A 12,751-nucleotide genomic window follows, 5' to 3' on the forward strand; every position below is an offset into this window, starting at 1 on the left:
TCCCCTTTACCAGGCGTAATCCAGTCGTAAACCAATAAGTGGCTCTGCTTCGCTATCGTCTATCACTACAACGCCCCGGCGATAGTCAAACTCGCTGTCATCGCTCGAGGACGCTGCCGTTACATTAATAACATCAAGAAAAGCCGTGACATCGATGGGGCCAAATGCACGCCGATAGTCCACACGGACATTCAACAAACCAGTACCACTTTTACGACCGACATTGCGCTCAGTGATCTCTTTCGAGTAGCGCAGAGGTTGTCCAGGCCCTAACACGTCTGAATGAATAATAAACACGTCGTCTGGCCTGCCAGAAAGATATTTGTAGCGCCCGGCAATTTTCCAGCGATCGTTAATTTCCCAGGTCAGTCCAAGGGTAGCTACATGCTCGCGACTAAATTCTGCGGCTACATCACCGCGACCGTCTTTCCTGTCGACCACCGCATCGTTATACGAATAAGTTGCGCTGGCGTAAAGACCTTCCCATATTGTCCCGTTAAGCACGAAATCGATGCCGTAGGATGTGCCGTCCCCCTTGTTGGCAAAGGTTCCACGTGTTCTATCCAGGTCAACCACCAGGTCGTCGAGAATTTGATAATAGGCCTCAGTTAACAGTGACCAGTTTTTATTCGGCAAATATCTAAAACCGACACTGCTATGGGTGATTTTTTCGGTCTTAAGATTGTTTGAATCGTTAGCGGCAAGCTCTAGATACCGAGGCGACTGATGAAACAGTCCTGCGGTGGCAAAATATCTAATCGTTTCACTCGAGCGCCAGTTGACACTGAACCGGGGCGATACGAAGCTTTCATCGGCAAAACCGTCTCGTTCGACCCTAAGTCCGGTGCCAAAATCCCAATCGCCAAATTCAAAAACTTGATCAACATAGCCGGCATAGCTGGTTTCCTGTTGATTTATTGAAGAGTTTAAGCTTTCGGGAGTCAGCACAATAAAACGTTGTTGAGGATCTGGCCTGAAATCATCGTCGTCGTAAACATATCGAATCCAATCGCCATCTAAGACAGTGTAATAGTCCAGTTCAATCTGCGTTACCCGAATACCGGTACTGAATACACCCCATTGATTCACCGTCTCAAAATCGCTTCGCCAGCCGACCTCTTTTTCACCTTCACCGATGGTAACAATGTCTTCTCGCACCGGGAAACCAGATGCGGGTGTTCCCTCAGGTACAAGATCCGGAAACGCTTCGCCCTCCGAGCTTACCTTGTCACTTTTGCGGTAATAAACTTTGTTAGTCCAGACCGATTCTTCACCAATCAATGATCGCAAGGTCAATCCGTACAAATCACTGTCTTGCTCGGAATCCTGAAGTGCCACGTCTTCAAAATTGGGCGACTCAAAAACGTGGGTAACATCGCGGGTATAGTCCTCATGCGTATCGATCAGTAAAATTTCAACGCTATGATCCTGATTAATGGGTAGCACGGATTTTACGATGACATCTCTTAATACCGGCTCGCCAATGTCCAGTTCCTCTATGGTTTCAAACAGCGCGCCAAAATCCAGTCGCCGGGCTGACACCAGCAAGGTTGCGTCGTCAGTGATACCCATCGGACCATCGTAACCCACTTCATAACCTGCTAGATCGTAGCGAAAGCTTGCCGACGGGCTTGGATTGCCATCAGCGACTTGCAGTTGAAGTAGCGATGCGGCACGCCCGCCATAAGCGGCCTCCCATCCCCCCGGTGAGAATTCTGCGCCGTTGATCACGTTAGGGGCGAAAATCGAAAAACGGCCACCACCACCAACATCTTCTTCTTCACCCAGTGTCGCATCAAAATGCACGGCTTTATCAAAAGGAAAGTCGTCAACAAATAACAAATTATCTCTTGGACCGCGGCCGCGCACACTGAAGCTGGCGAATTCACTGGCGGATGCCAGGCCTGGCAGTCCATCTAACGAAAGCAGCGGATCTGCACCACCACCCACAGCACTTCTCAACGCTTCTCTGTCAAGATAAGTGGTGGAACCTGATGCAAGTAAATCCGATTGGCGCCCCCTAACCTCTACTACCTCAATGTCTTGCTGTTTAAGCTTAAATTCAATCTTGATATTTTTGCGTGTTACCACGCGGACATTGGGCTCATACAAGGAAGCAAACCCGATTTTGACTAAGTCCACCGAGTAAAGGCCAGGGTCCAACTGTTTAATGACGATGCGGCCTTGTTCGTCGGTTTCAAAGGATTGTGTAGAAGAAGTTTCCCGTTCCTTGAGCGTGATCTGTACGCTTGAAAGAGGCCGATCCGTATCCTGGTTTTTGACTATCACTGTCAGCGTACCCGGCGCCTCTGCTGCATAAGAAAAAAGTGGAAAGCTGATCAATAGCGTCCATAGAGTCCAGAAGGATACCTGTCTCAAGTACTTGTTCATATTGCGATTCCTCCGTGAATTAACCAGGATGCAAGTTCCAATTGCCTGTTCATTTAACCACCCTCCAACGCTCTAATTTTTTTAATAAAACGCAGCAAGGTTAGCAAAGCTTATGTGACTAAAATGTGAATACAATGTGAGCGCAATGTAAACGATACATTATCCCATATTCACGTGGACATCAATTTCGTGCCCGGTGCACTATATGTCATACAACCGTTGAGAAAGAAAGTCGCCCTAATTAGCTGCATAAAGCCCTCAGGGAGTTAAGGAGCCAATCAACAGCTTTAACTTGTGGCTGAGTTGTTGGTGAAAAATACAGCTGTAAATCCTGGCCTACGACTACCTTATCGTCTGCTATAATTTTTCAATCCGACGTAAGTTGTGGATGCTAATTTCAACAGCACAGGACTTACTCTATGAACACCGTATCGCACCGTTTTATTGCCGTAACCACCTACCTTTTATTAATGCTCTCTGGATACACAGTCAATGCTCAGGAAGATCAGGGTGATATGATTGTCTCCCACTGCATGAAATCCCAATCCGCTGATTATAGCGATATGGAAACTAAGAAATGGCTACCCATACATCAGGAGATGGTGAACCAAGGGCACATGAAACAGTGGTTACTTTACTATGTGATGTTTGGAGACCGCACCGATTGTGATTATTACGTCGTAGAAATTTACGAGGATGCAGACCAATGGCGTCAATCAGATGCAATGCGAGGCATGACTATCGCCAAAAAATATGGTGAAAAAGAAATGCAGAATATGTGGCAAGAATCCTTTGACGCCAGATCGATGAACAGCTCAACACTTTGGTATACCCTGGAAAGCATCGGTGACAATGAACATACCTTTGCGGTTTTTAACGCCATGAAAGCTGAAAACCCCGAGGATTATATAAAGTTCGAACGTGAAGTCTGGCAGCCTATTCATCAGTGGTTATATGAAAATAAGCATAGCGCTGGCTGGTCATTATTATCCAAAGTTGCCCCTGCAGGAAAAGCTGTTGCCAGCAACTTTGGTACTGTCGATTTCTTAGATAGATTCGCCCCAACCCCATTTTGGGATGCCATGAAAAATGTCCACCCGGATAAAAACCCTCAAGAAATTGATGAAATGGCCCAATCGGTAAGAGACCATTTATACGTCACTACTTTAGTTAAGGTAGCGGGAACAAAGAAAAGTGAATAACCATCAATAAACCCACTACATATTAGATTTTTTGGTGTCTTATATTCGAGTGTGTTTCTCAGGTTTTAGTTAAGTTGCGTGCAACCTGGTGTAAGCGTAACCGAGAATGCGCTCTATGGTCAGTAGCCATTTGTGCAAAGAGGTTATCAAATCGCTTTTTCTGAGAACATTCGCGCCATAAGCAGGAGGAATCCACATGGCCAAGCCCGTTAAAATTGCCCATATTCTGTTTATGACGCGACAATTCGAGGAAATGATTCAATGGTACCAATCGGTCTTTGAAGCCGAGGTTGTCCAGCAGACACCAGCGCTATCTTTTCTGGCTTTTGATGATGAAAATCATCGTTTTGGCATTGCAAACCTGAGCGTATTGAAAGAAACATCCCCGACTGCCGCAGCTATGGGAGAGATAGGTATCAATCACGTCGCTTTCACCTATGCATCGATTGGCGATTTGCTCGAAACCCACGCGAGACTAAATGAAGCCGACATCCATCCCTATTGGGCCATTCATCACGGTATGACAGTCTCCCTTTATTACCTGGATCCAAACCGTAATCGAATGGAACTTCAGGTCGACAGCTGTAGTACCAAGGAAGCAATTGAGTATATGACAAGCGAAGCGTTTGCGGCGAATCCAGTCGGCGTAGATATTGCCCCCGACCAGCTACTTGCGCAGTTTCGTGCCGGGGTGTCCGCTGAGGAACTGCTCGCTATGCCTGACGGCCCGATGTCGGCCATTCCGGTGGAACATGGTGTTACCTGAGATTCAGAAAGGCAGCCAGGCACGAGCCAAAAACAACGGTTTACTCTAAACTTTATTCTAATGCCAAGTCATTGTTCGATTTAACCGAGGAGAATACACATGCGAACTGTATTGTCAGTAATATCGTTGTTAGCTTTATTCTGCACTTCTTTCATCTCAAACTCCGCGCAAACTTCAGCCGATACGATTTATGTTGGCGGAAACATTATTACTGTCAATGACTCTCAGCCGACCTCAGAAGCGTTAGCCGTTAAAGATGGGCGAATATTAGCCGTTGGTAATAAATCAGAATTAATAAAACTTCGGGATGAGAATACGAAAGTAGTCGACTTGGCTGGAAAGACCTTAGTGCCCGGTTTTATCGATGGTCATGGCCATGTTTTTAATACAGGAATTCAAGCGCTTTCTGCTAACCTGCTAGCGGCCCCGGATGGCAAGGTTAATAATATTGCAGCATTGCAAGAAGAACTTAAATCCTGGTTTGCTAATCCTGAAAACAGTAAACACGGCATGGTGTTGGGCTTTGGTTACGATGACTCACAGTTAAAAGAACAGCGACACCCTACCCGCCAGGAACTGGATGAAGTATCGAAAGACGCCCCGGTACTCATTATTCATCAATCTGGTCACTTAGCGACATTAAACACCAAAGCATTGCAATTGGCCGGGTTAACAGCAGAGAGTAAAGATCCTGATGGCGGTAAGATTCGTCGTGAAAGGGACGGCAAAACGCCAAATGGTGTATTGGAAGAAACGGCATTCTTTGGCACCTTGTTACCTTTGTTTGCCAACCTGAGCCCGCAGGAAAACGAGGTGATTTTCAATGCCGGAATGAATCTATACTCAAGCTTTGGTTACACAACAGCGCAAGAAGGCCGGGCTTCCATATCTGCGGTAAAAACCATGTATGATTTAGCTCAACGAGGCAAGTTGCCTATCGATGTTGCGGCTTTTCCCGATATTCAGATTGCTCAGGAGATCCTAGCCCCTCCGTATTATTCTGAACACTACACCAATGGATTTCGAGTTGCCGGAGCCAAGTTAAATCTCGATGGTTCGCCACAAGGGAAAACGGCATGGCTAACGAAGCCCTACCTCGTTCAGCCAGTCGGTCAGGAAAAAGGTTACAAAGGCTACCCAAGCATGAGCGATGAAAAAGCTGCTGAGTATATTGAATTAGCGCAACGTAACGGCTGGCAATTGCTAACTCATGTAAATGGTGATGCCGCGATCGACCAGTTGCTTGACGGGATCGAAGCAAGTGAGAAAAAGCATGGTAAACCAGACCGGGGCTTTGTCGCTATCCACGCTCAAACGGCCCGCAAAGATCAAGTTGAACGATTTAAACGCCTGGGGGTGTTTCCCTCGTTTTTCCCAATGCACACCTTTTATTGGGGAGACTGGCACACCAACTCTGTTTTAGGCAAAGAGCGAGCCAAAAACATTTCACCAACCGGATGGGCACGGGACTTAGGTATGATCTATACCTCTCACCATGATTCGCCGGTGGCTTTACCTGATTCCATGCGCGTATACTTTGCAACCGTCAATCGCCTGACTCGAACGGGCCGTGTATTGGGGCCAGACCAACGAGTGTCCGCACTGGATGGATTAAAAGCGCTAACCTTGTGGGCAGCGAATCAATATAAAGAGGAGAAAAGCAAAGGCTCGCTGGAAGTGGGCAAGCTTGCAGATTTAGTTATCCTTTCTGAAAATCCATTAACGGTAAAACCTGAAACAATTGCCGATATTAAGGTGTTAGAAACGATAAAAGAAGGTCAAACGGTATACACAAGAGAGCAAGAGACAATGGCTGGCAGTTGCGTGATCTCTTCACGCTGCCAGGCAATTGCCACCATTGCCATGATATCTGCGGGGCTATTACATCATGCTCAGTGATTTAATCTTTGATTACATCGAAAAGTTCTATAACAACGAAGTTTGAGGTTACAACTCCGCAGCGTTCTTTACTTCTCAACCTTGTCCTTAAGCACATATATTTCGCCATCGAAACTGCCTTGAATAGTCAAGCCCTGCCCTGCCAACTCCTTCAGGTAGACGATATGATCCTGGGTGATGTTCTGGCCCGGTACTAAGAGCGGAATACCCGGAGGATACGGGGTGACTAAACCAGCACAAATGCGGTTGTTACACTTATCGATAGGCAGAGACTCTCTCTCACCATAGAAGGCGTCGCTTGGAATACATGCTAAGTCTATGGCTGGTAAGCTCTCGGGCAAGCGAGACCTGCGCGTCGATTTCGACAGTTTGACCTTGCCATTGTCTAGTTTCTTCAACGCATTATATAAGCGGATAATTTTCGATCGCGTACCACCCAACGTCAATAAAACCAATATAGTGCTGTGAGTGTATTTCTCTATCTCCAGACCAATTTCGTCAAGCAGGTACTTGTGAATATCCTTTAACGAATAAGGCAGCTCGCTTATATCGATGAGAATCTTTAACGGATCATGGCCCATGTTATCATCACTAAAGTGTGGAAACATTTGCTGAAAGTCTTTCTTCCCTAGCACTCTAATGTTCTTCAGTGACGCCATATGTTGTTTAAATTCTTCCACATGATTCAACAACGCATTGAGCAATTTATAGCCTTCCATCTCCAATTGTTTTTGGCATACATCGAGAGAGGCGATGAGTTGATACTTTGGCGATGTGCTGGCATAGATACTGTAAATTTCCCTAAAGAAATCGGCATCAAAATCAGGATCATTGATATGTATGTAAGAAGCCTGAGAAAACGCCGACACCACTTTATGGGCAGAATGAGTGACATAATCTGCTCCGGCATGAATGGCCGAATAATAGCGGAAGCTCGGGTGAAATAAGGAGTAGGCAAACCAGGCTTCATCTATAAACACTTTAATGCCATGTTGATGAGCAAAATCGACCACCTGTTTCAGATCACTTAGCAGACCATCGTAAGTACAACCTGTCAGCACCAGTAATTTCGCATCGGTATTGTGTTCTATCGCTAGCTTGATATCCGCCAACGACGGTGGTGCAAAGATCCCATATTTGGGATTTAAAATACTCGACAAGTAGATAGGGAAACTGGCCGATTGCAAGATGCCATAATGCACAGATTTATGACAATTGCGGTCTATGATTACCTTATCCCCCTTACGCAACAGCGTTTGCAATATGATCTTATTTGACGTGGACGAGCCGTTGGTGACGAAATAGGTACGTTTAACTTCAAACGTTGCCGCTGCTGACTCCTGGGCACGGCCAATGGTATTGGTGCTGTCCGACAATGACCCTAACGAATCGACTGACACCGAAAGGTCGCCAACAAATACATTACGGCCATAAAACTGATAAAAATCTTTAATATAGGGGGAATTCCTGAAGCTAGCCCCCCCGCTATGACCCGGTGTGTGCCAGGAATCATTGGCTTCGCCAACGTAGCGGCGATATGCGGTCCAGAACGGGGTTTCCGATCTGTCATCGAAATCATTGATCATATAACCCAAAATGGCTTCCGGATCGGAAATCACTTCATCTTTAAAGAAGAAAGACTCGATATCTTCTGACTCGTTGACGATTTCCAGCCCTTTGGTATCGTCACCGATAACATAAACCGGCAATTCGATACGAATCTCCTTCAGTTGGTCGATAAAGCGGCCATAAATACGTTCGCCAGTCTTATTATGGATATCCCAACTCAAAACCACGGCCTGAATATCACCATCCTCAGTGACATATTCCAATGCCTTTGCCAGGTCGATACAATCAATAATATCGATATCGACATCCTGACGCTCAAAGTTAGGAATGGTTTTGGATAGATTCGCTGAAAGCTCTTGTAAAACGATTTGATTTTGTTCGATTAACAAAATTCTAAGGAGAGGTAACATAGCAAGGTTCGTTTTAAATGTTATCAATAGTCATTAGCATAAACACATAGTTGAAAGTTGGGAAATGAATTATCCACAAATGCTAATTTAACAAGATAGTTTCCCGCGAAGCGTTACAAAATAAACTATCTCCGCCAATGTGTTATCCATTAAAAAAGCAAGAACCGACCTTATGAACGGAAAAAGTGGGAGGCCTGTTCGTGACTTGTATCGAACCCCGATGTCTGCTTTGTCAAAGACGGGAGTTGAAACTCCCTAAGTACGCATCGTAAACGATACTCCGAGTACGTGGCAGAAAATACCACTCCGAGCACGCTGATGTCATCAGCTCCGAGCACACGCTGTTCCGAGCAAAAAGCAAAAACCCTTGAGTCATTCCCTGCCACGACAGGGAATCTTAGCCGAGCCTGAGCGGCAACTTTGTACTAGGAACAGTAGTTAACTTTTTACTGGGGTGAGGATTTCATCGCTGAGGACGTTGTCGGTTATGGCCATGGATTGGCCTGTATGCCAAAAATGCAGGAGCAATTTTTGGTGAGGACGCTGTCAAAAAGCTTGAAATTCGTCATTGCGGCGTAGGCCGCAATCTCGTTTTTTGGCAAAATTCGAGTCAACCTAAACGGCGGCTTTGTGCTGCGAATTCAACTGGTGAGTGCAACGCTATCCTTAAACTAACTTGACTCAGCCAAATCTAGTTTAATCGTTCTAATCGCCCTACCTCAGATATGTGATTTTAAAAACTATACGCCGTGGTAAATGGCTTCACTCCTATTGATTTGAACATTTCATTTGGCCTGAACATTCGCCCATCTTTCACGACTAAAGCAACTTTTCTGATTTCACTAATGTTCTCAAGCGGGTTACCGTCTATCAGTATAAGATCGGCGATTTTTCCCTCTTCGATTGTTCCTATATCCTCTCTGCCAGCGATGCGTGCGGCATTCACTGTGGCAATTTTCAATACTTCACCTGTGGGTATTCCAGCTTTAACATAAAGCTCTAATTCACGGTGCAAGGCAAAACCTGCCATGGCATCGGTTCCTGCTACCAGACGGACGCCCGCAAGATGAAGCTTTTCAACCATATCTAGTAATGCTTGTGCCGACCTTTCGTACTGTTGTTCATTATCTTCAGTTATGTCTATGCCTGGCCTTAATAACTCCCGCACCTTACTAGCGGGAAAGTGTTCTGCAACGGCAGCATATGAAGGGTCAATTTCACCTGCTTTATTGGTGAACATACTATGTAAAATGGTAACAGTAGGATCAACAACCACGTCTTTTTCTTTGAGTAACGCAGTAAAGTCCTCCACTGGCTTTGAGTTTAGATCCAAATCTCCTGCCTTTTCTGCTACTAACATATAGCGTAAAGGTGTTCGGGTATCGTCTTTATCGCTAGCTAAGAAGTTAAGAAAAACCATATTAATGTGCTGAATTTCATCAAATCCTGCCATAACAGCCTGCTCGGCAGACATAAAGGAGGGAATATGACCGCCTACTCTCATGTTGCGCTTGTGGACGTGTTCTGCGATAGGTTTTACCCACTCAGGGTCAATGGAACTGTAAACCTTGATTTGTTGATAACCTCTTTCGGAATACCAGTCAACATGCTCCAATGCTTCATCTAATGTTGATGCTGTTTTTCCAACAGGTATGGAATAATCAGTTTTTTTATCGAGCATTCCGCCTTTATAAATACTTGGGCCTATAGCTTCGCCGGAATCGAACACTTTAATCACTTTCATAAGCTGATCATGATCATTTCCTAGATCTCGGACGCTTGTAACGCCGTTAGCCACATTTAGCAAACCGCTATTTAAACTCATATGGGAGTGCATATCCCACAATCCTGGCATCATTGTTAAGCCTTGACCGTCGATAGTTTTAGTTGGTTTAAATTCGTTGGTGCTTTCTCCAATAGCCAAAATTTTTCCGTTTTGAACGGCAACTTGGGTATTACTTAATAGATGATCATTAACAGCATTAAAAATATTTATGTTAGTAAATAATGTTATGCCAGTAAGCTGTTCAGTATGCCGAATAGCCAAGTTTTGATAGTATTGAATGGTTGCTGTGTCTTCCAGTTCTAAGAGATGAGTTAAGTTATCCCCCCACCCCTGTAGTGCTAATCCACCCCAAGCAGAGGCATAAGCGAAGAAATTTAAGTCTTTATCAAACCAAGCATAGAATGGCGTAAAATCTAACCCATTAATAGCGATAAGAGTTACATCTTTAGATTCCGTACCTTTAGTTACTCTGGTATCCATTAATTTTTGAATGGTTGCTGTACCTGACGGTAATAAGGCTAGTGATTTATTTTCCTGTTTATCAATTGCTCGTACCATCAGCTCAAGACCAAGGAATGTTCCATCTGCCGAATAGTAAAAGTTGTTTTTTTCTACTTTTCGAGACTCATTTTCTTGCGTACTTTGCCAGTGAGCAATGCCGTCTTTGAAATTATAATTTTCATCTACTTTTGCACCTAAATAGGTGTGCCCACTAACCTTTTGCTCAATGATATTACCATTTCTATCCAGTTTTATAGTTTCAGTAATTTTGGGGCCGCGTCCACGATCATTAAATTCGAACTTGGATTTATATTGATATTCATTAATGTGAGTGACGATCTGATAACCAGTTTTTTTGCCCTTGACGATCCAATCGTAATGAGTCACTTGCTTAGCAAAGGCCGATGAAATAATTGCACTGGTGATAGCTAAAGCCACCAGTAAATTTTTAATTATCATAAATGTTCCTATGTACGTAATGTTGTTAAATTTACTACTTGCCAGCTTTATTGCTATTGAGAATTAATACGTAGCTTGCGTGATTACAATCACTCCTGACAGACTGCCTAATTCAGTTAATTATTTGATAAAAGCTATTAAAATCAAGTTGGTAATAGGTTTTCTCGGTCTCTTTTTGTGATGCATACACACGTCGTGTTTGGCTGTTGCCCAATCGAGGCCAGCGTGTAATATTGGAGGTTGTTTTAAAGTCATGTGCACTCCTTAAAAAATTCAGGAGAAACCGAAGCTCTTCGAAATCAATATAGTGAGCTGTAACAAGCAAGCCCTGAGTATTCGTTTATGAGCTTGGGCGTAACCTGCAACATCGCAGCTAATTCGGTAAACATACAAGTTGTTGTGAGCGAGTTATTCGTATGAAGCAGGCACATGACCCGAACCAGATAAGTATGGTCTGATCCAGGTTGGGGTGACTATAATGAGCGAAAAGGAGTCATAAAATTATGGAACTATGCAATACCATTAAATATTTGTTAGTTTCATTTTGTCTGATGATATCCTGGCCTTCAATGGGCAGTGGTCATGCTCCAGTAGATTGGAAAGAGTTGGTAAATAACTCGGAATTAATAGCCATTATTTCGTTAGATAGCATCAGTAAAACTCCAGATGGTTTGCTCTCGACAGTAACGGTTATTAAGCCTTTAAAAGGTAACACGGCGTCAGAACATATCAGTATTCTATGGAAGCCGAGCACTGCTAGCCTCACCTTAAACGACTTTTTTAAAGATTATGTTGTGTTTATCAATAAAAGGGATGATGGCACATATTCTCCATCAATTATCAGCAAATCGTTTTGGGTAATTGAATCAGATAAGCGATATGTGGATTTGGAATTGAATCTAAGCTTTATTGAAAATATTCCCAATCAACTATATGAAATGCGATTCGAACCAGGACGTCATGCATATGTCGATGGCTATGAAATAAGAAGAGTTTTTATTGATTCACTGATAAGTTACTTTGAAGATCAAGAACATTTAAAATTATAATCAGGCTGTAATGAGCGAATAACGGAAATTGACTCCTTTCGTTTTTCTATACTTTAGACAACATTTTTACGTCCATCATTAGGGTTAGGTGCTAAATTAAAATGAAGTGTTTTGTCATATTAACCATTATCATACTTCTCTCAGCTTGTAGTAAAAATAATAACCATCTTCTTGATGAGAGAATGCAATATTGGGAGATTACTCTCGAAAGTAATGTTACTAAAGGAACTTCAAGAGAATCGATAAAGCAATGGGCATTAAAGAATTCTATAGAGTTTTTTGAGAACCCTGAAACAAAAAGTTTATATGCTAACGTAGAGACTATAGCTGACTCAGGAATAGGTTTTCCATGTTCAGAATGGAATATTATTTTAGAGATTCAATTAGATGATAATGAGGTTTCAATTGGTCATTCTATAAGCTCTGTTGGTACATGCGTATAGGATAGCCATATATGTGCTATCGTTGAATGACTGTCTCTGATTGGCACAAAGCGGTCGTAGCCTATTTGCCAGAACTGCAGGTAAAGTAACTGTCAGATCTGATAAGACCTGTTGTTCGCACCTGACAGATCAAGTGGGACTTATTCAATTGCTCATTGGTAGATCCTAACAATTGTCTCCCCCATTCATTCGCAACTGGTGTTAATTTGCACTTAAAACTGATCCACGATTTGCATTGAAAACTGATCCGCCTAAGTTGGTCTTATTATGACCAAT

General features: G+C 43.6%; 8 protein-coding genes. 5 read left to right on the forward strand and 3 right to left on the reverse strand.

Annotated elements, in window-relative coordinates:
- Positions 1-6 precede the first annotated feature (6 nt).
- The gene (locus E8M12_RS06900) at positions 7-2,391 is read right to left on the reverse strand and encodes a TonB-dependent receptor (protein WP_136735360.1); all 2,385 of its coding nucleotides are present in this window, start codon (positions 2,389-2,391) and stop codon (positions 7-9) included.
- A gap of 419 nt (positions 2,392-2,810) precedes the next feature.
- Here E8M12_RS06900 and E8M12_RS06905 point away from each other — a divergent pair, with 419 nt between their 5' ends.
- The 3 genes from E8M12_RS06905 to E8M12_RS06915 all read left to right on the forward strand — a co-directional run bounded on the left by E8M12_RS06905 (position 2,811) and on the right by E8M12_RS06915 (position 6,258).
- Positions 2,811-3,593, forward strand: coding sequence for a hypothetical protein (locus tag E8M12_RS06905; RefSeq protein ID WP_136735361.1), 783 nt, complete (start codon positions 2,811-2,813; stop codon positions 3,591-3,593).
- A gap of 196 nt (positions 3,594-3,789) precedes the next feature.
- Complete coding sequence (locus tag E8M12_RS06910) at positions 3,790-4,359, forward strand: VOC family protein (protein WP_136735362.1); 570 nt, start codon at positions 3,790-3,792, stop codon at positions 4,357-4,359.
- Positions 4,360-4,458: 99 nt separating this feature from the next.
- Positions 4,459-6,258, forward strand: a complete 1,800-nt coding sequence (locus E8M12_RS06915) for an amidohydrolase (protein ID WP_136735363.1) — start codon at positions 4,459-4,461, stop codon at positions 6,256-6,258.
- 68 nt (positions 6,259-6,326) lie between these two features.
- Here the strand turns inward: E8M12_RS06915 and E8M12_RS06920 are convergent, their stop codons facing one another.
- Together E8M12_RS06920 and E8M12_RS06925 are read right to left on the reverse strand one after the other, a co-directional pair.
- Entirely contained in the window at positions 6,327-8,237 is a 1,911-nt protein-coding gene (locus tag E8M12_RS06920; RefSeq protein WP_136735364.1) for an aminotransferase class I/II-fold pyridoxal phosphate-dependent enzyme, read from the reverse strand.
- A 733-nt stretch (positions 8,238-8,970) separates the two neighbouring features.
- Positions 8,971-10,983, reverse strand: a complete 2,013-nt coding sequence (locus E8M12_RS06925) for an amidohydrolase family protein (protein ID WP_136735365.1) — start codon at positions 10,981-10,983, stop codon at positions 8,971-8,973.
- Positions 10,984-11,486: 503 nt separating this feature from the next.
- On the opposite strand from E8M12_RS06925, the gene E8M12_RS06930 reads away from it, so the two are divergent.
- The gene (locus tag E8M12_RS06930; protein WP_136735366.1) at positions 11,487-12,032 is read left to right on the forward strand and encodes a hypothetical protein; all 546 of its coding nucleotides are present in this window, start codon (positions 11,487-11,489) and stop codon (positions 12,030-12,032) included.
- 101 nt (positions 12,033-12,133) lie between these two features.
- Positions 12,134-12,475, forward strand: a complete 342-nt coding sequence (locus E8M12_RS06935; protein WP_136735367.1) for a hypothetical protein — start codon at positions 12,134-12,136, stop codon at positions 12,473-12,475.
- Positions 12,476-12,751: the final 276 nt, after the last annotated feature.

It is taken from the genome of Thalassotalea mangrovi (assembly GCF_005116735.1).
GTDB lineage: Bacteria > Pseudomonadota > Gammaproteobacteria > Enterobacterales > Alteromonadaceae > Thalassotalea_A > Thalassotalea_A mangrovi.

Bases quoted from the DNA above. Each gene is read 5' to 3' on its own strand.
- E8M12_RS06905 (WP_136735361.1), top strand. From the start codon at position 2,811: ATGAACACCGTATCGCACCGTTTTATTGCCGTAACCACCTACCTTTTA.
- E8M12_RS06900 (WP_136735360.1), bottom strand. From the start codon at position 2,391: ATGAACAAGTACTTGAGACAGGTATCCTTCTGGACTCTATGGACGCTA.
- E8M12_RS06930 (WP_136735366.1), top strand. From the start codon at position 11,487: ATGGAACTATGCAATACCATTAAATATTTGTTAGTTTCATTTTGTCTG.
- E8M12_RS06935 (WP_136735367.1), top strand. From the start codon at position 12,134: ATGAAGTGTTTTGTCATATTAACCATTATCATACTTCTCTCAGCTTGT.
- E8M12_RS06915 (WP_136735363.1), top strand. From the start codon at position 4,459: ATGCGAACTGTATTGTCAGTAATATCGTTGTTAGCTTTATTCTGCACT.
- E8M12_RS06920 (WP_136735364.1), bottom strand. From the start codon at position 8,237: ATGTTACCTCTCCTTAGAATTTTGTTAATCGAACAAAATCAAATCGTT.
- E8M12_RS06910 (WP_136735362.1), top strand. From the start codon at position 3,790: ATGGCCAAGCCCGTTAAAATTGCCCATATTCTGTTTATGACGCGACAA.
- E8M12_RS06925 (WP_136735365.1), bottom strand. From the start codon at position 10,983: ATGATAATTAAAAATTTACTGGTGGCTTTAGCTATCACCAGTGCAATT.